This window comes from Pseudomarimonas arenosa (assembly GCF_014841215.1).
GTDB lineage: Bacteria > Pseudomonadota > Gammaproteobacteria > Xanthomonadales > Xanthomonadaceae > Pseudomarimonas > Pseudomarimonas arenosa.
Genome location: NZ_JACYTR010000006.1, coordinates 146,848 through 170,451, shown reverse-complemented (window position 1 = coordinate 170,451; position 23,604 = coordinate 146,848). Strand labels below are relative to the sequence as shown.

Here is a 23,604-nt window from a genome sequence, read left to right as displayed (position 1 = left end):
TGCCATGCACTGTCGAAAACGATGGCCACTCGCCCTGCTGCTGATGATTGGCATTACTGCCTGCAGCAGCCTGCCCACGCGGCCGGCCCCTGCGATCGAGATCGATCTGCCACGCTTCATGGGCACCTGGTATGTGATCGCCCATGTGCCCTACTGGCTTGAGGAAGGCAAGCTGACGGCGCGTGATGTGTATCGCCTGCGCGAAGATGGCCGCATCGACAACGACTATGTCTTTAAGCGCCGCTGGGATGGGCCTGAGCATCGTTGGCAGGGCGTTTCGACCGTGCAGCCGGGCAGCGGCGGCGCGCACTGGCAGGTGCAGTTCGTCTGGCCCTTCAAGTCCGATCTGCATGTGTTGGAAGTGAGCGCCGACTATCAATGGGCGCTGCTCAGCAATCCGCGGCGGGATCTGGCCTGGGTATTTCATCGGCAAGCCGAGGTCGACGAGGCTGAATTGCAGGACTGGCTGACCCGACTGAGCGCGTACGGTGTCGACCCGACCGAACTGCGTCGGGTTGAGCAGGTGCCCTCCTCCTGACTTCTGCTCCCTGCACAGCACGCTCTGCCTGCGCCTTCCTTGGCGCGGTAGCGCTGGCAGCAGGTCAGGGCGGGGCGAGCTGCGCCGGGTCGATCAGCAGCGGCTTGTAGCCATTGACCAGCCAGAACGGCAGCCGGCGGATAGAGGCCGGCCCGCCGATGTTGCCATCCTGACCCACGGGAATGACCTGCAGCAGGTTTCGCAGGCTGCTGAGACTCATTTCAGCAACCTGATATCGCGCGCCAAGGACGGCGCGCTCGGAAAGCCTGTCCGTGGATTGATGCAACTTGATCCGCATCGACTCCAGATTGCGCATTAAGCAAACGGATACCCGACCACAACCGGTGCATGCCGGGTACCCCGTTCATCCCAACTGGAGAATCATGCAATGAACAAGTACAAACTCGGCTTGGCAATGAGTGTGCTGGCCCTTGGCCTGGGCTTGGGTGTATCGAAAGCTCGGGCGGGCGATGCCTGCACCGTTCAATGCAACGAAGAGTTCCAAGCCTGCCTGCTTGACGGCCATACGCCGAAGAACGTGTGCCGTGCAATCCTGTTCTACTGTGTGCGTCAGTGCACGATTCGCTAGTGCGCTTCATGCTGTGAGGAACCCACGCTCGGCATCGGCGTACTTCAACAGACTCAGGACGGGCCGCTGTTCGAGCGAACGGGATCCTTGCTGTTCCGCCCCACGGAAATCAAACCGCGGGGCCCACTGAGAACAAGGCCGCCGGCGAACTCAGTGAGTTCGCCGGCTTCCAACGGGCAGCAATCACTACGCCCCTCCGGCTACCATGGCGAACTCTCATGTTAAAGAATATCGGCATCGCACTGGCGATTGCATTGTGCTTTCTGATCGGCCTCAAGGCCGGCCCCTGGGCCCAGCGGGCGTACGCGTATGCGTTTCCTGAACCGGCCTACGTCGAAGGCGACTATGCCAGCTTGTTCGCCAGCACCGGGCAACCAGTGGTGTTGTTCACCACCACCACCTGCCCCTGGTGCAGCCGGCTGCGTGAACATCTCGATCAGCAGGGCATTGCCTATCACGACTTCCAGATCGACCTTTCCGAGCAGGCCATGCAGAGCTTTCGCAGCCTGCAGGCGAACGGCGTGCCCGTCGTGCTGATCGGCAATCGTCGAATCGCCGGCTTCAATCTGCCGGCGATCGAGGAGGCGCTACGGGTGGCGGGTATTGCAGCAACAGCCTCCCCAGAGTCGACGCCAAAGACCTGATGCAGTCGGTGATCACGCCGGGATCAGGGGCGAATCGATGCATCCGGTGCGGGAGGTGCCACACCACATACCGACTGCGTCGTACCTGGCCTCAGGGTGTGCAGCAGACTGAAATGGCGGCCGTAGTACAGCGAATTGAGTTGGGCGAGTTCGCTCGGATCGCTCGCCGCCAAGGTGCCAAACTGGATCCGAAACTGATCCGACGGCCGCGCGGCGATCGGCACCCACTGCACCTGACCTTCGAAACACAAGCCCAACCAGGTGAGTAACTGTTGCGGGTCGCGACGCAACGCAATCTCCAACAGGTAAGCATGTTCGGCGCCGTGCTCGAGCGGAAACCTCAGGCTGATTGAGCGGCTGCTGTCAGGCGAGCTATCCGGCCATACTGCCAACAGGTGATCGGGTGGCTGAGGATCGTACGCCAGTGACGGACTACGCCCGATCCGCAGCACCTGCTTGGCACCCTCCTCTGAGCGAACATCGATGCTAAGGAAGGGAGTTTCGGCCCATCCCGAAATGCGGTCGGCACTCAGCTCTGCAGTGATTTTCCAGCCCGCGTTGTAGCTAGCCTCCAAATCGCGTTTCAGCCAGGCAGCGCCCACCATGCTGTTTGTGCTTTGGAACTGCACGTCGCAAAACGGCGCGCGCTCAGTTGATGTACTGATAGTCTTGGGCGAGTTGGGGTCGGTGAGATCCGAGCCGGTGGAAACGCATTCATCGGCTCTTGCATGGCCAAGAGCAGGAACAAGCGCGCAGGCAAGTAATAGACACCATTCGAAATAACGACTCATTTCATCATCCTGTAGCGATGCGGAAACAGAAGCGCCAGCAGCAGCCGGCGATAGTCAATGCGAAAAATCCCGTGGGCGAGGATCACGGAGCCGGCTCGGCGTGGCGCTGGTAGCGCGAGCGAATCAACGACAGTTCCGGGTCATCGGCGGCAAGGTGGGCGCTGAGCACCGGCCAGGCCTGTTCGATCAGCTGGCGCGATGCCTCGGGTTCGGCCTGCTGCTGGCGAATCTCGGCCAGCTCGGCGCGCACCCAGGCCAGATTCACCTCGTTCTGCTCAGGGGCGGCAGCGAATACCTGTTTAGCTTGCTGCAGCAAGGCTTCCGCTTCGTCGATGCGGCCCAGCGCTACCAGACTGGCTGCCCATTTGGTGCGCAGCAGATGCAGGTTGGAATGGCTGGCATGCCAATGCTGGGCGGCAATTCCGACTGCCGATGCAAGTGCCTGTTCCGCTCCGGCGGCGTCGTTGCGTGAATAGAGCAAAAGCAGCCCAAGGTTGTAGGCACTGATCGCCTCGGCCAGCTGACCCGGCCCCAGAGCAGCGCGCTTTACCGCGATCGCTTCGCGGTAATGCGCTTCGGCCTGCGGCAACTGGCCGGCGCGCTTCTCCAGGGTAGCCAGCAGATCCAGCGCATTGGCGGTCGCCACATGACGCGAGCCGTACAGATCGCGCGCCGCCTGCAGCGATTGCTGGGCCGCCTGCATGGCATCGTCAGTGCGTCGCTGACGCAATCGCAATGCGGCGAGTTCAGCCAGCAGACGTTGCCGCTCCGCCGCCTGCGCGGTCTCGCCTCCTACCTCGCCCAACAGTTGCAGCAAGGCGGCCTCGGCCTGCTCGAACTCACCCAGCGAGCGATGGGCAAAGGCCAGCTGGCGGCCCACCCGTCGGCTGTCGCGATGCGCCACGCCTTGCAGGGCGATCCGTTGGGCGCGGTTTCGCTGCAACAACTGCACGCCCTCGGCGCCGCGATCGGTAGCCAAGGCCAACAAGGCCTCCTGCTCATCGGCATCAAGTCGCAGACCTGCCAGCTGTTCGCCCTGGCCCAGCATCAAGCCTCGTGCCTGCGCCAGATGCTCGCCTGCCTCAGCGAACTGGGTGCGACGCCGGGCCAGATCGGCCCGCTGAAGTTCGACCTTGGCCTGTTCGGATGGCCGGCTGGCGCTGAGTTGGGCTGCCCTCGACAGCACCGTTTCAGCCTGATCGTAGAGCCCCAGGCCGACATAGGCAGCGGACAGGGTCAGCAGCAGTTCGGCGTTGCCGACCGTTGACTCCGAGAGCACTCCCAGTCGTTCCGCCGCGCGATCCAGCACTTTGCGCGCACTCAGTTCGGCCCCTTCGCCCTGGCGCGGGTCGGCGACTCGAAAGCTATCGAGGATCAATTCGTTCAACTGCTCGGCACGACTGCGCTCAAGCTCGGCGTGAATCTGCGCCAGCTGTGCCTTGTTGCGTTCGGCTTCCAAACTCAACGAGCTGCTGCGGTAGAACAGCGCCAACAGCAAGGAGCCGAATACGATCAATGAAGCCATACTCAACGCCCAGCCGTTGCGGCGCACGAAGCGCCAGGCCCGATAGCCGCGCACGGCCCCGCGCGCATGCACGGCCCGGCCATCCAGATAGCGCTGCAGATCGGCGGCGAATTCCGCCACCGAGCGATAGCGATGCCGCTGCTCGCTGGCCAAGGCACACTGCAGGATGGCGTCGAGATCGCCACGCAGTTGCGAGCGGCTCAGATCGGGCGCAAACGAAGCTTCGATTGAACCGCTGGCCAAGGGTGGTGGCTCGCGTTCAAGCGCGGCGAGCAAGGCCGGCAACGGCATTCCGCTGCGGAAGAATGGCCGTCGGCCAGTCAGCAGCTCGAACAGCACCACGCCCAGCGAATAGACATCGGTTTGCACACCACACACTTCGCCGCGAATCTGCTCCGGGCTGGCATAGTCGAGCGACAGCGCACGCTGGCCCTCCACCGTGCGGGTCGCGTCCACGCCATCCTGGTCAAGCAGTTTGGCAATGCCGAAATCCACCACCTTGGGGTGGCCGTCGTGGCTAACCAGAATGTTGGCCGGTTTCAGATCGCGGTGCAGCACCAGGCGGGCGTGCGCCGCCTGCACCGCCGCGCACACCTCAACCATGAGTTTCACTCGATCACGCAACGACACACGTTGCCGTCGGCAATAGTGGTCGAGTGGCGCGCCCTGGATCAGCTCCATGACCAGATACGGGTAGCCATCGGCGCTGATCGCAGCATCAAACAAGCGCGCGATGCCGGGGTGATCGAGCAGGGCCAGGGCCTGACGTTCTGCCTGGAAGCGTTGCAGGCTTGGAGCGACTGGCCGGAGCTGGTTCAGCAGCTTGATCGCCACCTGCTGCTCAAACTCCGCGCAGCGGCGGGCGCGATACACCGCGCCCATGCCGCCGCTGCCCAGCAACTCGACCAGCTCGAACTCGCCCAGTCGGCGTCCGATCCAGGCGCGCCGCTGCTGGGCTTCGACAAAGGCATAGATCGGCTCGGCCGAATCAACCGAATCGAGCGGATCCAGGGAGGCTTCGGCCTGCAATAGTCGTCGCAACGACGCTCGCAGCTCGATGTTCTCGGTGGCTGCACACAGTGCAGCTTCGCGGGCAGAAGGATCGGCGATCGCGCTCAGTTGGTCGAACAGCTCGCGCAGCAACGGCGCGCTCAGCACTCAGGTTCACCTTGCTGCAGGAAATCGCGCAACCAGGCACGACCGAAACGCAGACTGCGCACCACAGTAGCGCGGCTGACCTGTTGCAGACTGGCACACTCTTCCAGACTGAGCCCGGCAATCAGATGCAGCTCCACCGCTTCACAGGCAGCGTCATCAACCTCGCGCAAACCACCGAGTGCCTGATCGAGCAGCAACCAGTCGGGAAATCCATCCGGCGGCGCAGGCAGGGCAAGTTCATCCTCCTCCACCCGCTCAGCCTGACGTTTGATCGCCGCGCGATTGCGCGCATGTTCGACCAGCACCCGGCGCATCACGGTGGCCGCGATGGCGTAGAAGTGACGGCGGTCGTTGCAGGCTTGCGGCGGCGAACGCAGCAGGCGAATGCAGGCCTCATGCAGCAGGTCGCCGGTGCGCAAGGTCGAGGCCCGCTCGCGCTGCAGCTGGCGTTGTGCGAGCCGGTTGAGCTCCGGATAGACCAGGGCAATCAGACGCTCCCGGGCCTGACCATCACCCGCTCCCCAGGCCGCCAGCAAGCCGGTGAGTTCGCTGGCGTTCTGCTCTACGCCGTTGGAAGCCTGAGTGTCGATCTGCATGCGTGCATCCCCATCCGCGGCCGGACGTACCGCCGGCCTAGCGCCAACGTTTTGTGAAGACGACAGATAATCAGACTTGGCAATCAGGCACAAGAGCGGCTGTGGTGCAGCCTGAACACCTGGCTGCGCCGGGCACGTCGGCGATTTGTCAGTTGATCTTGCTCTCTCGCTTTGGGACTTCAGCAAGGGATTGAACCCATGGATGAATTTCTGGGCAGACCTCAGGATCAATCCCCCAGGGCGAGATTTGCCGGGTCGCGTTCCGCGGTAGATGTAGGCCTGTGGCCCACCATTGCAGCGTAACCGGCCTGAGAGACTAGTCGCGGTGAAGCGCGCGCGCGTACGAGCATGCCTGCCGTGAGCCTGTCGAACGGTACCGGACGCGGGACTTGACGTTGAACAGGATGTTCAAACTTCAGTTTGCCGAATCCATAAGTGGTAGGCGAACGCCATAGCGGCCAGGTCGGCAGGCTGCTGCACAGGTCGAGCAGTGACCGCAGGCCGAGCCCGCGTTTCTATCTAGGTCGCTGCGCGCGAGCAGTCCATGGACTGCTTCATTGAACCGCCCAGTTGAAACATCAATTGGCCGGTTCAATAACTCTGCGTTCCGTGCCGACCGTCCAGCGGCGGTCGGCGCGAACGAACAGTATCGCTATCGTCGATCAGGGCGGCGAGAACTGCAGATTCGCCACCGCGGCAGCGGCCGACTGCGCCGGGTCAATCACCAGCGGCTTGTAGCCATTGACCAGCCAGAACGGCAGCTGGCTGATATAACCCGGCCCACCGATATTGCCATCCTGGCCACCGGGAATGATCTGCAGCAGGGTCGGTGTATCGGTCATCTCACCGATGAAACGGCGGATCGGGCCGGCACTGAACATGTAATTGTTGACGCCATCGGCGCGGATATCGTGGCTGGAGGCATCGACTACCTGGAAGCCGCCCGGGCGCGCCAGTCCAGGCAGGCCCGGCGCCAGATCGGTGAATGGGTAACCGTTATTGCTCGGTATCGACAAGGGCGCGCCCAGTGGATGAGCGAACACGATGCGGTGCAGGCGACCCCAGCGGTAATCATTGAGATTGGTCGAGTTGGCGAATGCTGGGGCGAAGTCATCGCTGGCCAATCGATCCAGGCCACGCTTCAGGCTATCCAATAACACGCAGTCGCGCCGTGTGGCCGGTGCCGCCGAAGCCGCCACATCGGCGGGCACTCGGGTAAAGAAATCCAGGCCGGAGGCGCCGCGCCCCTGGCGCTGGGCGAAGGTATCCAGAATCTGTTTCAGGCCGGTATAGGCATCGTTGCCACCGGGGCGGAAGTTGGCCAGCCCGACCTGGGTCAGGGTGTGATCAATGGTGCCGCGCACCACCTGGCTGCGAAACTGCGCCCACAGGGTAGCCGCCACGCTGCTGGCGATCTCGGCTTCGCTCGGTGCGGCCAGGGCAAACGGATTGTCGCCGGCATCGTAGCCTTGCTGAATACCGGTCGGGGTGGAGAAATCCCAGTCGCGTAGATAGCCGATCGCCTGAGCGACGCGTGGATCCTGCGCTACTGAACAGGCCGGTGCGTTGTCGAATGCCTGCAGCAGATAGGGCAGGATGAGCTCGGCATCAAGCAGCTGATTGTTCGACTGCAAGTTCGCCATGTCCTGCACGGTGATATCGCCACGCGCGATCAAGGTCTGTAGCTCACGGTCAATACGGCCGATGCGATAGGACGAACCCTGCTGCGCCAGATAATAAATGCCGCCCTCAGGGCGTTGCTCGTTGAGCGGGTTGTTGTCCAGCGTGGTGCCGACCGGATCGTTGTTGGCGTTGGCGATATAGCCGCTGTCAGGATTGACCACGAAGGGCATTTCCTCTGGCGACAGCACTTCGTAGGGCAACGCCTGGCCCTGGTACTGGCGCGACATCGGCAACCAGTCGTTGCCACCGGAGCCATTGCGGACCAGGTAGGGCGGCAGGCCAACAACGGTGTTCTGCTGCAAGTCTTCGCGGATCGGCGCCTCGGCCGAGGTGAAATAGGCGATCGTGCCCTGCTTGTCGACATAGGCGAAGTTCTGCGAGCCAACATCGAAGTTAAGTACGGCCTGACGGAACTCCTCCAGGCTGGTGGCCCGATTGATCTTGCGGAAGGCTTCCAGTTCGAAGGTCGGCCCCCAGCCGGCGTATTGCACGGTCAGTCCGACGCCATCGGCATCCGGCGCTACCAGCATCGGACCGTAGTTGCGCCGCGGCACCAGCACCGTGATGGCGCCTTGGGTATAGCCGATCGAGTTGTCGCGGATCACATTGTCCGCCGTGCCATCACCGAGCTGGTTCACGTAGTAAGACTGAAATACCCACAGCACCGGCTCGGCCACCCCGTTGTGCACCGAATGGGTCGGCAGACCATAGGTATTGACGATGAACTGCTCGAAATACCAGTCGGTCACATCGAGGGTATTGGTGGTTAAGCCCCAGCAGAAGTTCGAGGTACAGCCGAGGATGGGCAGGGGCGTGCCGGGGGTTACCAGGCCGACGGTGTTCATCGGTTCGGCGAACGCCGGATCATTGGAGACGATATGCGCCTCGTGGAACAGAGTCGGCGTGCCCAGCGACAAATGCGGATCGTTGGCCAGGATCGGCCGACCGGAGGCGGTGTGTTCACCCGCCACCATCCACCAGTTGCTGCCAGCGCGGTTCTCGCGCCGATGCAGCAAGGGCGCCAGGATCGGATTGCCCTGCACCCGCTCGACATGTTGCTGCAGCATGCTCAAGCGGCTGGCGCCGACCATCGGAACGACAGGTTCAGACTTCGGCTGCTGGCCGATCGCACTGGCACCGAAGCCATTCAGCCAATCCGGGATGCTGACCCGGCCATCGGCCGGCGCACTGCGGTGAGTGTCTTCAAAGAACAAGGCAGCACCGTTGAAACCGGCCACTGCGCCGGCCTGTTGATAGGCGCCAAGCCGCGCGGTGTAGCTGGTCTCGTCATCGAAGCTCAGCTGCAAGGCCAGCAGTTTGCCGATTACCAGCGAATCCACCGGTGACCAGCGCCGCGCGCGGGTCAACTCCAAGGCCTGGTATTCCAGCGGCAAGTCGTTCTGCGCCAGCCAGGCGTTCACCCCGTCGGCATAGGCGCGCAGCGCACCTCGCAAGGCATCAGGCTGCTTCTGCCAAGACGCCACCGCGGCACGGCGCAGGCCCAGGGTGCGGAACTGGATATCGCTGGACAAGGCCGCCGACCCGACCAGTTCCGCCAGGGTACCCGAGGCCACCCGACGGAGCTGATCCATCTGAAAGAAGCGGTCGCGGGCATGGGCATAGCCCATCAGCCAGGCAGCATCGACATCGGTAGCCGCGGTAATCGTCGGCACGCCATCGGCATCGTAACTAATCGTTCCAGCGGACCCCAAGCCGGGCGCGGTAATGGTTTCGGCGCTGACCGAGCCGGCCAGCATGCATGCAAATGCGAACAGCAGCGCTCGAGAGCGCAGTGTGATGATAAACACAGCAGCTTCCTCCCATGCAGCGAACCGGCATTGTGAACCAGTTGTTGCACGCGTGCGTACGGAAAATTCGCACATTCTGTGCTGCGCTGCAGCGCAGGCAGCGCAACACGACGACCGACGCCCCTATCTACGGGCAATCGGTCACTGCGGCATCGCAGCATGAAAGGCGCCAAACTCGCGCTCAATCCCGCCTGACCTGCGGCGTCTCGAAGCCATTGGCGAACACCTGCCCACCACCCACGCCACAGCTGCTGACATCACCTTGGTGGGCGCCGAAGCAGGCCACCCAGTTGCGGAACGCTGTGTTATGCAGGCCGCGTTGCGCATTCAGCCAGCCGGAATAGCCGCTGCTGTAGTCACCGACCCGGGTCAGGGCGTGAAGGGCGGCGATCTGCGCGCGCTGCTGTTCCATCAGGTAGCGCGAGCCGAGATAGCCCCAGCGATAGACGCGAGCCGAGCTGTGGCCATATTCGGTATCAAACAGCTGGTCCAGGCTGTAGCGATCGGGGTTGGCCGCTTCGCTGATCGCGCCTTGATAGAGCTGCTGGCGGTAGCCGTAAGACAGGTATTCGGCCAGGCCCTCGATAATCCACACCGCCGAAGCCGGGGCATCGAGCGGGTAGTCGGCGAAGCGGCCGTACCAGTTGTAGCGTCCGTCGAGGTAGTGGATGTATTCGTGGGTCAGGTTCCACACTTCAAACGCCGGGCGCAGCCATTCCGCTTCGTAGGCCAGGAAGCGGGCCTGATTGCTGAGGTTGGACGGATCGCCCTCGAGATAGATACCGCCGTTATTGGTGTTGTTGCCAAACAGCACGCCGGAATAGGTGGCGTAGTCGTCACTGGAGTGGAAGATCACCATCTCCAGTCGGGTATTGAAATCGTTCGCCACCGGCAATCCGCCGGTTTGCGTTTCGGCATGAAAATAGGCCGCCTCGCCACCGACGATGCTGCACACCAAATCCAGCTGTTGCGAGCTCAAGGCCTGACTGCGCACCCGCAGGCTGGAGCTGCAATCGCGTGCATTGGCCGGCGGCAACACCGTGGCCTCAAGATCGGCAAGGAAGTTGCACAGCCCGTAGTAGGCACAGTTGGCATGATCGTAATAGTCGGTGATATCGGCGGTGCGCACATAGATCCCCGCGCCCGGCCCGAGCAGGGCGAACTGATCCAGCACCTGCTTTACCTTCGGCCGCAGGGTCGAAACAAACGGCTCGCTGTACTGGAGAAAGCGCGCCAGCTCGGCACCGGCATTGCTGAGCAGGTATTCGCGCTCGCTGGCGACATCGGCCTGTCGATTGCGCAGGATGAAGTCGAGCAAACTATCGGTTATCGCCGGTCCGGCGCTGGCGACCTGAGCGCGAAATTCATCGCCATAGTGGCCGCGAAACAACACGGTAAAGCAGTTGTTCACCGCCGCTTTCATGTACCAATATTCGGCGTGGCCAGGGCCATAGGCATCGAGCAGGCCGCGCACGGTGGTGAGATGGGCAGCATTTTCACCGGCACTGTCGATCAAGGTGACGAACTCGGACAACACCGCGCCGTGCTCGTCGCTGACATTGGCAAAATGCGGATTGGCCACAAAGCCATTCAGGGCCGCTTGAATGGCGCTACGCCAGCCGGCACCGTAGTCGCCGACAACATCCGACTGATAGAACTGCACGAACAGGCCGGCGCGCAGAAACAGGATCAACTGCAGTGAGCCATCGCGATTGTCACCGGCATAGCCCGGCGCCGCTGCGCCAAAGGCATTGGCAACGGTAATCATCTTGGCCTCGGCGAAAGTGCTGGCCGCCGCACTGCCTTCGACACCGAACAGGCCGTACAGGCACTCCGGTGCCACCGCACGAATCGCTGCGACCAGGGTCGAACCGCTGGCGGTTTCGAACAGCGCCAGATCGCAATCACCCTTGGCCACCTGCTGTGCTGGCGGTTGCGGGTCGAGATAGCGCGCCCGCGGGTCGGGCCGGCCGGTATCGTAGTCGTAGTAGTGCTCGATCCGGCGCAGGCTCTGTGGCGGCGCGTGGCCACGGCGCAGCGGCTCGGATTGGATGTGTGCGGATGGAATATGCGCGGATTGACCATGCGCCGGCTGCACCGTGTCGGCCAGGCCGTCAGGCGCCGACCGCGCCACCGCCAATGGCGCTATTGCCAGCGAGCTCAGCGCACAAAGTAAAAGATAAGTGATTCGGCACCCCGCTTGCCGGCGTCGATCGATACAAGACATGCTTAGCTCCCCATTCGGTGTTCAAACCCTGCCGACCGCGTGCGCACCCCTCGCCGAGCGCCCGCGGCCGATTGCTCAACGGCGCGACGAGGTTAGTGAGCCAAAGCAGGGCCAGTCTTGTCGGAATTCCCCACGAGGACGCATGAAATCGACCAATACGCGCTCAACCGACGTTGCGACGGCCAGCCAGTTGCTGCAGTGGCGTCGCGAGTTCCTGGCGGCGGTGGGCCTGCCGAAGGTGTTGGAGCCCTTGTTCGATCGCCTCAGCGATACGGTGTTTTCGATCAAGGATGTCGACGGTCGCTACGTGCTGATCAGCGAATCGGCCTTGCGGCGTTGTGGCCTGCGGCACAAGCAGCAGGCGCTCGGCAAGACCGCGTTCGATCTGTTTCCACGCTTGATGGCCGAGCGCTATGCCCAGCAGGATCAAACGCTGTTTCGCACTGGGCGCGCCATCGTCGATAACCTCGATCTCACCCTGTACGCCGACGGCAGCCCGGGTTGGTGCCTGAGCAGCAAGACCCCGTTGCACGATCAGGGCGGCCGGCTGGTGGGCCTGGCCTGCATTTCGCGCGATTTGAGTGAACCGAGCCGCGAAGGCCTGATCGATGCCAAGTTTGCCGCCGCCGTCGATGAGTTGCTGGAGCGTTACCCGGAGCCGTTCCGGGTCGGCGATGTGGCACAACGTGCCGGCCTCTCCAGCGCCCAGTTCGAGCGCCGAATGAAGCGGGTGTTCGGCCTGACCCCGGCGCAGTACCTGATCAAGCTGCGCACCGATCAAGCCGCCCGCCTGCTGGCGGAAACTGAGCTGCCGATCGCCGAGATTGCCCAGCAGTCGGGCTTCCCCGATCAAAGCGCGCTGTCACGGCGGTTTCGCCAGTCGACCGGTTGCACCCCAGGCCAGTATCGCCAGGCCTACGCCGGTGAGCTGCGCTTGACCTGCTCGCTGCAGGCAGCCTCGCGCAGGTAATCGGCGAGTCGTCTTGCGGCCTCATCCGGATAACATCCGGTTTCGCCTTTTCAGCGCTGCATGCTCGCCCATTCCCTGCTTCCTGCAGGAGAAGAGCCCACCCCGGACTCGATCCGGGGCGCCCGAAGGGCGGATGAGGGTCCGAATACGCCGCACGCGTCGCGCTGGCAATACGCCGCTCGCCTCGGGCACCATGCCTGCAGTCCCGTCAGAATCTGCGCTCGCATGGTCATTACCCTTGGCATCATTGCCATTACCGTTCTCGTTTCCTGGGCTGCATTCAGCAACCAGAAGCTGTTGAGCAGTCTGATCCTGTGGCCACCGGCCATTCAGAGAAACTATCAGTTTCACCGCCTGATCAGCTACGGCCTGATCCACGCCGACTTCAATCATCTGCTGTTCAACATGATCACGCTGTTCTTCTTTGGCCGGGTGATGGAAGGCTTCTTCGTCCATTTCGTCGGCTGGCTCGGATATCTGGGCTTCTATCTCGGCGCGATCGTCTGTTCAGTACTGCCCGGCTACTTTCGGAACCGACACAACCCGCACTACCGCACCCTGGGCGCCTCGGGCGCGGTGTCGGCGGTGCTGTTCGCCTTCATCCTGCTGCAACCCTGGTCGATGCTGTTCGTGTTCTTCCTGCCTTTGCCGGCCATCGTCTACGCGGTGATCTATATCGGCTACAGCCTGTGGCAGGATCATCACGGCAAAGACAATATCAATCACAGCGCCCACCTGTGGGGCGCGGCCTATGGCGTCGTCGTGGTCTATCTGATCAAACCGGATGTGTTGCAGCACTTTCTGCGACAGCTGATGAAGCCGGGCTTTTCACTGAGCTGATCCAAGGCCGGCGGTCCCGCCCGACTCGCCGTTCTGGCCGCAGCGTTTCACCCCGCCCGATCTTCGAACTGGACCTACGCCTTGCTGGCCGCCATCGCCGCGGCCTCGGCCTTCAAGGCATCCATCGCGGCATCGACGCTGGCGCCTTCCTGGCCGATCGGGCCGACATCGCATTCACCGCAGATCGGCATCGACTTGCGATCACTGTTCATCAGCGCCTTCAGTTTTGCGCGCGCCTGGCCCATGCGAATCTCGCTGTAGGTCTGCTGGGTCAGGTTACCCAGCACGCCGGCCTTGGGATGCATGCAGCAGGGCACCACGGTGCCATCCCAGTCGACATAGACCAGATGAATCTGGCCGTACCACGGATGCGATCGGAACTCCTCGGGCTCGGCAAGGAAGCCGCAAGCGGCGTTCGGCACCTTGATCTCGTGACCGGTCATGTTCTGCGATGAGCCGGGCAGGTACATCCAACGACGGAACTCGGTCAGCCAGCCGCGCGGCTCCAGCACGCTGCGCCAACGCTGCCGATGCTCTTCCACTTCGCACACGGTGCGCGTCATCAGCTGCGTGGCCGGTGACCAACGATCACGCAGGGTGCGAGCGCGCTCCAGGAACTCAATGAAGTTCGACCACTTGGAAGGTGGCCGCAGCCGCTCATAGTCCTCCGGGGTGCCGTCGCCATCGCAACTGATCACGATGCGATTCACCACCTCGAGTTTCAGCATCTCCTCGAAATCGTCCCAGTAAACCTTTTGGCCGTTGGTGGAGATTTCGACAATCGAGACTTTCCAACGCTGCTGCGGAATCAGCGCGACCAGGGTCGACAGCTCGGGATGCAGCAGCGGCTCGCCAAAATTGAACAGCCGTAGCGTATGAATGTGCTCAACGTCGAGATTGCCGAGAATGGTGCCGAAGGTGTCCTTCGGCATGCGCAGAATCTTCGGCTGCAGGATCGAATTGGGGCACCCGACACAGCGCAACTGGCAACCGTGAACGACGTCAATGTGAGCGGTGTAGATACTGCGTGGCGGGTTGATCATAGGGTGCTACAACTCTGCTAAGGCGGAAGCTATTGATTCGGCAACTTGAAGTTTGAACATCCCGTTCAAGTTCAAGTCCCGGGCGTACGATACCGTTCGACAGGCACACGGCAGGCATGCCCGTACGCGCGGGGCGCTTGACAGCGACTACGTCGCTGCGCGCGAGCAGTCCATCCATGGACTGCTTTGTTGAACCGGTGGCAGCCGGTTAGCCGGTCGATGATACCAAAGGCGTCTGCATGGCACTGGACGGCAGACTCAACCCCAGCGATGCGGCAGACGGACCATGCCGAACTCGCGAGCCTGACCGCGCACCACCAGGTCGCAGTGCACGGTGTCGAACAGGCGTATGGCTTCGGGGTCGAGCACGAACACCGACAGACTGTAGTGGCCCGGCATCAGATTGCTGAGATCTAGCTGAAGTCGGTAGCGCACCTGGTGCGGCGCGGCCAACACACCTTCGGCGCGATCGATTTCACTGGTGCCGCCAAATACCGCCGTGCCATCGGCGCGCTTGACGCCAAAGCCAAGATGCGGAATGCGCTGATCCGGCGTGTGCAGCTCGACATCGATCTGCAGCGCTCCATCCTCAGGCAGCACCAGATTGGCAGCCACCGGGCTGCCATTGACCTGCCAGGATTGCAGACGGAAATCGCCGGCGCTGATCGCCCGTTGCTCGCGCAGGTTCTTCTCCGCTTCCTGCTTGCGCTCATGAAAGGCCAGATAGGACTGCGTCACCTCGAATACATCGCCGTAGGCTTCGACGCCACCGTCCTTGAGCCACAACGCGCTCTTGCACAGCTTCTGCACGTGGTACATGGAATGACTGACCAGCAACAGGGTGCCGCCCTGCTGCAGATACTCCTCCATCCAGCGAATGCACTTCTTCTGGAAACTCTCGTCACCGACCGCCAGCACTTCGTCGGTGATCAGCAGTTGCGGCCGCACCGCGGCGATGATCGAGAATCCGAGGCGCACTACCATGCCCGAGCTGTAGTGCTTCACCGGCTCGTCGATGTAGTCGCCGATATCGGCGAAAGCAATGATTTCGGCTTCGCGTTCGGCGATCTGCCTGGCGTTCCAGCCCATCAGGCCGGCGGACAGGGCGATGTTCTCGCGTCCGCTGCGCTCCAGATCAAAGCCAGCGCCGAGTTCAAGCAAGGCTCCAACGCTGTCGCAACGCTTGAGTTCGCCCTGCGTCGGCGTCAGCACACCGACCAGCAGCTTCAGCAAGGTCGACTTACCGGCGCCGTTCTCGCCGATCACACCCAGCGAAGCGCCCGGCTCGATGGCGAAGGAGATGTCGCGCAGCACGTCACGTCGTTTGATCGGCCGACCGAGCAGCAGATTGAGCAGTGCACGCAGTCGCTCACGTGGCGTACTGGCGACCGGAAAGGCCTTGGCCAAGGCCTGCGCGCTGAGCAGGGTGGTCACAGAAAATCCTCCACATGCACGCGCAGCCGGCGATAGAGGAACAGCGCCAGCAACGACAGCAAGGCCAGCCCAAGCAGACCCACACCGAGGTTGTGCATGCCACGATCCCAAAGCAGCGGGTCGCGGATCGCACCGATCCACACCGCCAGCGGATTCAGCGCCAGCCAGCCCCGAACGTGTTCGGGCAACATCTCGGCGGCATACAGAATCGGCGAACTGAACATCAGGGCGGTCAGCAGGAAGGGCGTGATCTGGGCCAAATCACGCACAAATACCCGCAGCAGGGCGAACAGGGTGGCCAGCGCACAGGCCAGCAGGAACAGCGGCGGCCAAGCCAGCAGACTCAGGGCCAGCCAGGGCCAGGCCAGCGGGGCACCGTCGAGCCAAAGCACGGTCAGGACCAAGGCAAAGCCAAGGCCATGCAGAGCAAAGGCCATCAGGATGCGGGCCAGAATCAGGTGCCACAGCGGCACCGCCACCTTGCCGAGTAGGCCAGCGTTGTCGACCAGAGCGCTGGAGCCGCGCTCGACCGCTTCAGCAAAGGCAAACCAGGGCCACATGCCCAAGGCCAGGAAGGCGAGATAGCCCACGCCCTCCAGTCCCGGCACCCGTGCCTTGAAGATCTGGATGAACAACAGGGCAAACAGGGCCAGCTGGGCCAAGGGCAAGATCAAGGCCCAGGCCACACCGATGGCATTGTCGGCAAAGCGCTGATTGAAATCCTGGCGCAGGAACAGACGAATCGACTGCCAGTGGCTGGTCATCGTGCGCTATCCGCTGGCTGCTTGATTAGACTCATGATGCCCGTTGGCTGCTCCTGTCACCCCGCCGCCGCGGCGACGTAACACCTTGTTTTTGTGAAGATCTACACCCTGCACTTCGGCACGAGCAAGACCTGCGCAAGACGGCTGAGCCGCTTTGATTCAGGGTCCATTGCCGTCCAGCAGGCAGCCCAAGGCCGCGTAGCCTACCGCAGGCGAGCACTGTCCGCCCAACATGACCCGCGGCTGCGAAGCGAGTTCCCGACCCAAACGAAGCCCGGGCGGAATCGGACGTCAACCGATCGATTCATTGCACGTTGCGTTGGCCATATGGACGTTCGCCGCCCCGCTGCCAAACGCCACGCCGGCACACGCTGGCAGGCGCTGCTGCTGACCGCCGTGCTCGGCCCGACGATGCTGCCAGCCGCCGAGCAATGCGAATCGATCAATGGCACGCCGATCACCTTCAATGTCGAGTGGCAGGACGTGTGGCGGGCCTTGGATCAACAATCGAGCTGCACCCAGAACTGCCATGTCGGCAGCGCACCGGCGGCGGAGCTGGATTTCTCCAGCCTGCAGATTTCCATCTATTACCTGGTCGGCCAGCTTTCGGCGCAGCACGACCAGATTCTGCGCGTGAAACCCGGCGACCCGCAGAACAGCCTGCTGTTCCAGAAGGTGAATTGCGCCGCACCGGATGTCGGTCGGCAGATGCCACCGTCCGGGCATGTGCCGCTGTCGCTGCAGACCCTGATCTACGACTGGATCGCGCAAGGCGCGCGCGGCGAACTGCCGGAAGATCCGATCCCCCGCGAATTCATCTTTGCCGACGCCTTCGAGTCTGAGCACTGCCTGCTCGACCCCGATCTGCCCGCGGCCCGGCAATGCAGCAGCATCGAGTTTCCCTGGCGAGGCCCTCGCTCATGAACAGACAGTTTCACTCTCTGGCATTCCTATGTCTGGCCCTGCTCAGCACCAGCCCGTGTCCGACGGTCCAGGCGCAGTCGAGCCAATTCCGCATCGGCGCGGACATCAGCGGCACATTCTTCGACCCCGCGCAGAGCGGCCAGGGCTTTATCGTCGAACATATCGACCTGGGCGGCAGCCCGGGGCTGGCAGTAAGCTGGTTCACCTACCGCGAAGGCAGGCAGGTCTGGTTGTTTGGCGTCGGCCCGGTGACCGGCGCCAGCGCGGCCATACCGCTGTCGATCAGTCGTGGCGCTGACTTTCCTCCACGCTTCGTGCCCAGCGAGGCGCTGATCGAGCCCTGGGGCACACTCACTTTAGCATTCACTTCCACCGACGCGGGCACGGCCAGCTGGATCAGCAGCTACGCCGGTTTCAATAACGGAAGTCAGCCAATTAGCCGACTGACCGCACTGGCCCTGGGCGGCGACAATAGCAATGGCCGGGTGGCCAATTGCCATAGCGGCTCCTGGTTCGACCCGGCGCAAAGCGGACACGGCATCTTTATCGAGGTGATCGGGCCGGACAGCAACCGGCAGATGGTGGCGATCTGGTACGCCTACTTGAATGGCGAGCAACGCTGGATCACAGCGCTGGGGCCGATTCAAGGCAACACCGCAACCCTGAGCGCGCAGATCACCTCGGGCGCCGATTTCCCGCCCAATTTTCGCAGTGCGGACGTCGACTCCCAGCCCTGGGGCACAATGACCTTCACCGGCCTCGACGCCGATCGCGCCAGTTGGAGCTGGTCAAGCACGGTCGACGGATTTGGCAGCGGCACCCTGAGTCTGCAACGCCTGACTGCCTTGAACGGGTATGACTGCGCACCGCGCAACAAAGCCGAAGCGAATCGCTTCCTCACCCAGACCAGCTTCGGGCCCAGGCCCGGTGAAGGCGAAGCCCTCACTACCAGCAGTTTGAGCGACTGGATAGCCAGCCAGAAACTGCAGCCGATCACCCTGCAGCGCCCGGCCATTGAACAGGCGATTGCCGCACAGGTGCTGACCGATCCACGCAATGCCGCCTTCTACAGCGCCTATCGCATGGAACGCTGGTTCGACAGCGCACTGCACGCGCCCGACCAGCTGCGCCAGCGCATGGCGTTTGCCCTGTCGCAGATTCTGGTGGTGTCCGATCAGGGCACCTTGATCAATCTGCCGACCCTGATGGCGGAGTACAACGACATCCTGTTGCGCAATGCCTTTGGCAATTACCGTACCCTGCTGAAGGAGGTCACCCTCAGCCCGGCAATGGGCCTGTTTCTCAGTCATCTGCGCAATCAGAAAACCGACTGGACACTGGATGAGCAAGGCCAGCTCACACCCGGCCTGATTGCGCCAGACGAGAACTATGCGCGCGAGGTGATGCAGCTGTTCTCGATCGGCCTGATCGAGCGCAATCTCGATTTCAGCCCGATCGAGGCCGGCGGTCAGACCGTGCCGACCTATGCGCAGGAGAGCGTCAGCGAAAACGCCAAGGCCCTGACCGGCTTCGGCTTTGCCTGCACCGGCCCGGCCACCGTCGGCACCATCAACCTGAATCGCAATTGCGGCTTCTGTAGCGGCAGCGCCTGCCAGTTTTCCACTACCGCGTTCTTCTCCGTTCCGACTCGCTATGCCCTGCCCGGCATCGTCACCGCCCTGATCCACCCAGATGGCTATGCGCCGATGGTCTGCTACCCGCGCTATGCCGATACCGGTCGTTCGGCCACCGCCGCCGATGGCTATGCCGTGCTACCGGCACCCCACGATCGCAAGGTGCTGCTCGGCGAGGTGACCATCGCCGCCAGCGCGGTCGCCTGTCACAGTGGAACACCGAGTTCAGAGCAGCAGACCTGCATCGACTACTGCAATGCACAGATCGACAGCCTGATCGACAGCCTGTTCCATCACCCTAATCTGGCGCCCTTCGTTTCGCGCCAGTTGATCCAGCGCTTTGTCAGCAGCAACCCCTCGCCCGCCTATATTGAGCGCGTGGCCAGGGTGTTCGAGAACAATGGCAGCGGCGTGCGCGGCGATCTTGGCGCTGTGATCGGTGCCGTGCTGCTCGATCCAGAGGCGCGCAATCGGCTGCCGGATGATCGCGCCGGCAAGCTACGCGAGCCTCTGCTGAAAATCACCGCCCTGTGGCGCGCCTTCGATGCCCAACGCAGCAGCCAGGGCGCGTATGGCATGTTCACTCCCGAGCGCCAGTTCACGCAGCGACCGCTAGGGGCGCCTTCGGTATTCAATTTCTACGAGCCCGACTATCAGCCGCCAGGCGCCCTGGCCGAAGCTGGCCTGTATGCACCGGAGTTCCAGATTCTCAACGAATCCAGCGCCATCCTGGCCGCCGATGGCTTCTGGAACCTGGTGTTCAGCGGCTACGAAGTACAGGCCAACAATACGGTGCGATTCAATACCCCGCGTAGTCTGGCCTATCTACCGACCAGCACGCTCGATGCCTTGCCCGGCGACCACGCTGGCCTGGTCGAGGAACTGAATCAACGGCTGCTGTACGGCCGAATGACAGACTCGCTGCGCAGCAGGCTGATCGAGCTGCTCGACAACATGGGCGGGGCCGAAGCGCGGCTGAAGGCACTCGACCTGATCCACCTGGTGATGATCTCACCGGCCTTTGCGATCCAGCAGTAAGGAGCACGCCATGACTCGCCAGCAACACAACGCACGACGTCGCTTCTTGCAGCAACTCACCGGCAGCTTCGCCCTAGGCGCGGTGTCCGCCTTCCTGCCTCAGATCGGACTGATTCCGCGCGCCATGGCGCAAAGCAGCGACTACAAGGCCCTGGTCTGCGTCTATCTGGCCGGCGCCAACGATGCCTACAACTGGCTGGTGCCGCGCGACTCCAACGCCAGCGGCTCGCACTATCAGCGCTATGTCAGCGCCCGTGGCGGCGTCTATTCGGCCAGCAACACGGCGGGCCTGGCATTGAATTTCGATGACCTGCTGCCAATCCGACCACAGGGCAGCTCGGTCGACTTCGGCCTTCACCCCAGCCATGTCGATTTCAGCGCCAGCAGCGACTTGGGCTCGCAAGCCCACAGCGGCCTGCAGACCCTGTTCAACCAAGGCAAAGCGGCCTTCGTCTGCAATGTCGGCCCCCTGCTGCAACCGATCAGCAAGACCGGCTACGACAACGGCGAGCCGCGACCGCCGCAGCTGTTCTCGCACAACGATCAGGAATTTCTCTGGCATGTCGGAGTCGGCAATCAAAGCAATCCAGTGGCCCGTTACGGCTGGGGCGGCCGGGTCGCCACCGCAATCGCTGCGATGAGCGTCGGCAGCGGCCTGTCGCCGGCCATCTCCACCGCTGGCGCCGCGCGCTTTCTGGTCGGCGATGGCCTCCTGCCTTACCAATTGTCCGGCGAAGGCGTGAACACACTGGACAACTACAGCGCCGTCGACAGCCTCAACTACAGTGCTGCTCGCCGCGCCGTGCTCGATGAGCTGCTGGGCGAGACCTACACACATCCGTTCGAACAGGGTTATGCCAGCACGGTCAAACGCTCGCTGCAGGTGGGCGAAGAGCTCGACGCCCTGCTCAACGCCAACGACGGTAGCGGCAATGTCGATACGATCTTTCCGACCGGCAACTCGCTGGCAGCGCAACTCAATGTGGTGGCGCGGATGATCAAGATCAGCCGCGATTCCTTGATGGCGAGGCGGCAAGTTTATTTTGTGCGCTACGGCAGCTTCGATCTGCACGATGGCATGTTTGTATCGGGCGGTGAGCTGACCGACAGCGGGCATGGCGAACTGCTGACTGCAGTGAACGAGGCGATCGGCGCGTTCTGGACGGCACTGGGCGAAATCGGCGCGCGCGGCCAGGTCACCACCTTCACCATGAGCGAATTCGGCCGCACCCTGTCCGGCAACGGCAGCGGCTCGGATCACGCCTGGGGCGGCAATATGCTGGTGCTGGGTGATGCCGTGCAGGGCGGCCGCCTGTTCGGCACCTACCCGCAGCTGATTCTCAACAACAACGACGACAGCCTGCAGGACTGGAGTTTCAATCGCGGTCAGTACATCCCGACCACCGCTACCGAGCAGTTCGCCGCCACCCTGGCACGCTGGATGGGCGCCACGGACAGCAGCGTGCTGGATGCGATCTTTCCCAATCTCAGCAAGTTCAGCACCCGTGATCTGGGGTTCATGGCGTAGCAGGCTGAGACTTGTTTCAGCCGCCTGATATCGTCCTGCTCGGCTCGTTGGGGAAGCAACAGCAAATACCTCGGGCCTCCCGCAGGGCACGCCTGCGCGGTTTGATTCTCTCCACCCTGATTTCTCGCCCCGGGGCTTGCTGTGATAACCGAGCGATCGCGCGCTCTGCGCGCGCAATCAGCCTGATCGTCATCGGTGCGCCCAAGCTGCACCCTATGACGCGACGGATTTGGAGACGCACCGAGCGTACCCCCACGCGAGCGTAGCTGACGTAGGGTCTTGACCCGCCGCTTTCGGTTGCCGTGTCGAATCGGCGCATGCTCTACAATGCGCCACCTTCATCGACGCTTCACGCCGTGCGATCTTCCACCTTGCTCCGCCTGGGGCCCCTGCTGCTGGCCGTCCTGCTCGCCACCACTGGCTGTGATCGCCGACCCCACCTGCAGATCGTCAGCAGCGCTGACTCCCCCTCGCCGCCTGCGCTCTTGACGGCATCGCAATTGCCGAGCCGATCGGAGGTACGGGCGGCACTCGCAACCAAGTACAGCTACTGGCGGGTCAATCGTCTGGAGGTTATCGGCGAAGACGCTGGACGAGTAAGGTGGGACCCGCAGGATCGCTACTGGGTCTACCAACCGCACACCGCGGTCACCGCCGACGCTGCCAATCTGAAGTTTCCCGAGGCCGAGAGCATGGCGCTGAATGCGCTGCGTTTTCGCTTTCGCGACGACCAGTGGGAGCCTGACCCGCTGTTCAGCACGGCTCTGCTGTACCGCGGCCTGCCCGACCCGAGCCCAGACCAGGTCATCGCCCTGCTGGAGCAGCCCGGCATTGAGTTCGGTCTGTTGGACTTTGCGCAGGTCCCGCGCAAGATGAGCCTGCGCTCACTGCCGCGATTCACCCCGGTGCTGGACGGCTTTGGCCCGCCGCGATTGCCGGTGGAGGTGTTCGCCGAAGTCGAACTGCTCGATTTTCCCAATGAGCAGATTCATACCGCCGCGGTGACTTTTCGTACCTACCTGTTCTGCCAGGTGCGCGACGAGCGCTGGAGCGCCGGCCCCAAGGTTGAACTACTTGATAAGAAAATCCTGCACAGCCGCAGCGCCCATCGAGAAGAGCTATGGGAAAAGCACTGGGCCATGGATCGCTGGTGGAGAAATCCTCGATGATGGGTTTGCAAGAACGTTCGGTCTTGACTGCAGCGCTGTGCCTGGCATTGACCGCCTGCGGCGGCAGCCAGCCCAATGCCAGGTTTGACGATGGCAAGGGCAATATCGCCTGGCGCGAAGCCCTGGCCGTGGCTGGCGTGGCCGAGCCGGCCAGCTCGTACTATCCGCGCATCGCCGAAATGACGCTGGAGCAGGCCAGTCTCGCGCTTGGCCCGTGCATCGAGCTTTCCGCCGACTGTGGTCTTCTGATGCTACAGACCCACCCCCGACTGAAAGATGCACAGCTGAAGTACGCCTGGCCACATTCGCTGGGGCGGATGGCGCCGCAGCTGGTGCCTGAATTGCTGGCGCGGGGCGCCAAGGCCGACGGCGCGGCCTTGTTGGCGGCAATGTCACGCCGACGTGCTGAATGGCCCGCACGCCAGCAGATCGTCAAACAGCTGCTGCTGGCCAATGCGCCAGTCGATGCGCAGGATTTCGATGGCCACTCGGCCCTGCATCTGGCGGCGCGCGACGGCGACGCCGAACTGGTGCGGCTGCTGCTCTCCTTTGGCGCCGACCGACAGCGGCTCAATCGGCGTGGACTCAGCGCCTACCAGTTGGCGATGGGACAGGGTGCCGAGGAGGCGGCCAGCCTGCTTAGATAACGGCTCATGCCGGTAGCGCGCAGCGCCGGTCCACGCGCGCTACCATGCAAGGCG

The 23,604-nt window shown here is 62.8% G+C and carries 19 protein-coding genes; 10 read left to right on the top strand and 9 right to left on the bottom strand.

Features of this window, described 5'->3' with window-relative positions; genetic code table 11:
* Positions 1 to 4 precede the first annotated feature (4 nt).
* Positions 5 to 538: a lipocalin family protein gene (locus IFO71_RS04980; RefSeq protein WP_192028434.1), complete on the top strand. Its 534-nt coding sequence runs from the start codon at positions 5 to 7 to the stop codon at positions 536 to 538.
* 64 nt (positions 539 to 602) lie between these two features.
* Here IFO71_RS04980 and IFO71_RS04975 read toward each other — a convergent pair whose 3' ends face one another.
* Positions 603 to 836 (bottom strand): hypothetical protein, encoded by a 234-nt coding sequence (locus IFO71_RS04975; protein WP_225444386.1) that lies wholly within the window; start codon positions 834 to 836, stop codon positions 603 to 605.
* A 90-nt stretch (positions 837 to 926) separates the two neighbouring features.
* Between IFO71_RS04975 and IFO71_RS04970 the strand changes: the two genes are divergently transcribed.
* Positions 927 to 1,127: a hypothetical protein gene (locus IFO71_RS04970; protein ID WP_192028432.1), complete on the top strand. Its 201-nt coding sequence runs from the start codon at positions 927 to 929 to the stop codon at positions 1,125 to 1,127.
* A gap of 218 nt (positions 1,128 to 1,345) precedes the next feature.
* The gene (locus IFO71_RS04965) at positions 1,346 to 1,771 is read left to right on the top strand and encodes a glutaredoxin family protein (protein ID WP_192028431.1); all 426 of its coding nucleotides are present in this window, start codon (positions 1,346 to 1,348) and stop codon (positions 1,769 to 1,771) included.
* A gap of 23 nt (positions 1,772 to 1,794) precedes the next feature.
* On the opposite strand, the gene IFO71_RS04960 is transcribed toward IFO71_RS04965, so the two are convergent.
* The 5 genes from IFO71_RS04960 to IFO71_RS04940 form a co-directional block, all read right to left on the bottom strand.
* On the bottom strand, positions 1,795 to 2,562 hold the full coding sequence (locus IFO71_RS04960) for a hypothetical protein (protein ID WP_192028430.1): 768 nt from the start codon (positions 2,560 to 2,562) through the stop codon (positions 1,795 to 1,797).
* Positions 2,563 to 2,644: 82 nt separating this feature from the next.
* Positions 2,645 to 5,245, bottom strand: a complete 2,601-nt coding sequence (locus IFO71_RS04955) for a protein kinase domain-containing protein (protein WP_192028429.1) — start codon at positions 5,243 to 5,245, stop codon at positions 2,645 to 2,647.
* On the bottom strand, positions 5,239 to 5,841 hold the full coding sequence (locus IFO71_RS04950) for an ECF-type sigma factor (RefSeq protein WP_192028428.1): 603 nt from the start codon (positions 5,839 to 5,841) through the stop codon (positions 5,239 to 5,241). Before IFO71_RS04950 ends, IFO71_RS04955 begins: the two co-directional genes overlap by 7 nt.
* A gap of 662 nt (positions 5,842 to 6,503) precedes the next feature.
* On the bottom strand, positions 6,504 to 9,332 hold the full coding sequence (locus tag IFO71_RS04945) for a penicillin acylase family protein (protein WP_192028427.1): 2,829 nt from the start codon (positions 9,330 to 9,332) through the stop codon (positions 6,504 to 6,506).
* A 181-nt stretch (positions 9,333 to 9,513) separates the two neighbouring features.
* Entirely contained in the window at positions 9,514 to 11,559 is a 2,046-nt protein-coding gene (locus tag IFO71_RS04940; protein ID WP_192028426.1) for a collagenase, read from the bottom strand.
* Positions 11,560 to 11,701: 142 nt separating this feature from the next.
* Here IFO71_RS04940 and IFO71_RS04935 point away from each other — a divergent pair, with 142 nt between their 5' ends.
* Positions 11,702 to 12,529 carry an AraC family transcriptional regulator gene (locus tag IFO71_RS04935; RefSeq protein WP_192028425.1) on the top strand — a complete coding sequence of 276 codons (828 nt, stop codon included), beginning with the start codon at positions 11,702 to 11,704 and terminating at the stop codon, positions 12,527 to 12,529.
* A gap of 225 nt (positions 12,530 to 12,754) precedes the next feature.
* On the top strand, positions 12,755 to 13,369 hold the full coding sequence (locus IFO71_RS04930; RefSeq protein WP_192028424.1) for a rhomboid family intramembrane serine protease: 615 nt from the start codon (positions 12,755 to 12,757) through the stop codon (positions 13,367 to 13,369).
* A gap of 74 nt (positions 13,370 to 13,443) precedes the next feature.
* Here IFO71_RS04930 and IFO71_RS04925 read toward each other — a convergent pair whose 3' ends face one another.
* The 3 genes from IFO71_RS04925 to IFO71_RS04915 all read right to left on the bottom strand — a co-directional run bounded on the left by IFO71_RS04925 (position 13,444) and on the right by IFO71_RS04915 (position 16,610).
* The gene (locus IFO71_RS04925; protein WP_192028423.1) at positions 13,444 to 14,412 is read right to left on the bottom strand and encodes a radical SAM/SPASM domain-containing protein; all 969 of its coding nucleotides are present in this window, start codon (positions 14,410 to 14,412) and stop codon (positions 13,444 to 13,446) included.
* 258 nt (positions 14,413 to 14,670) lie between these two features.
* Positions 14,671 to 15,846 carry an ABC transporter ATP-binding protein gene (locus IFO71_RS04920; RefSeq protein ID WP_192028422.1) on the bottom strand — a complete coding sequence of 392 codons (1,176 nt, stop codon included), beginning with the start codon at positions 15,844 to 15,846 and terminating at the stop codon, positions 14,671 to 14,673.
* Positions 15,843 to 16,610, bottom strand: coding sequence for an ABC transporter permease (locus tag IFO71_RS04915; protein ID WP_192028421.1), 768 nt, complete (start codon positions 16,608 to 16,610; stop codon positions 15,843 to 15,845). Before IFO71_RS04915 ends, IFO71_RS04920 begins: the two co-directional genes overlap by 4 nt.
* Before the next feature lie 327 nt (positions 16,611 to 16,937).
* On the opposite strand from IFO71_RS04915, the gene IFO71_RS04910 reads away from it, so the two are divergent.
* From IFO71_RS04910 to IFO71_RS04890, 5 genes are all read left to right on the top strand, one after another.
* On the top strand, positions 16,938 to 17,534 hold the full coding sequence (locus tag IFO71_RS04910) for a hypothetical protein (RefSeq protein ID WP_192028420.1): 597 nt from the start codon (positions 16,938 to 16,940) through the stop codon (positions 17,532 to 17,534).
* Positions 17,531 to 20,206: a DUF1800 domain-containing protein gene (locus IFO71_RS04905; RefSeq protein ID WP_192028419.1), complete on the top strand. Its 2,676-nt coding sequence runs from the start codon at positions 17,531 to 17,533 to the stop codon at positions 20,204 to 20,206. The genes IFO71_RS04910 and IFO71_RS04905 overlap by 4 nt, the downstream gene beginning before the upstream one ends.
* A 10-nt stretch (positions 20,207 to 20,216) precedes the next feature.
* The gene (locus IFO71_RS04900; RefSeq protein ID WP_192028418.1) at positions 20,217 to 21,734 is read left to right on the top strand and encodes a DUF1501 domain-containing protein; all 1,518 of its coding nucleotides are present in this window, start codon (positions 20,217 to 20,219) and stop codon (positions 21,732 to 21,734) included.
* 500 nt (positions 21,735 to 22,234) lie between these two features.
* The gene (locus IFO71_RS04895; RefSeq protein ID WP_192028417.1) at positions 22,235 to 22,903 is read left to right on the top strand and encodes a hypothetical protein; all 669 of its coding nucleotides are present in this window, start codon (positions 22,235 to 22,237) and stop codon (positions 22,901 to 22,903) included.
* Positions 22,900 to 23,550 (top strand): ankyrin repeat domain-containing protein, encoded by a 651-nt coding sequence (locus IFO71_RS04890; RefSeq protein WP_192028416.1) that lies wholly within the window; start codon positions 22,900 to 22,902, stop codon positions 23,548 to 23,550. The genes IFO71_RS04895 and IFO71_RS04890 overlap by 4 nt, the downstream gene beginning before the upstream one ends.
* The last annotated feature ends 54 nt before the right edge of the window (positions 23,551 to 23,604 follow it).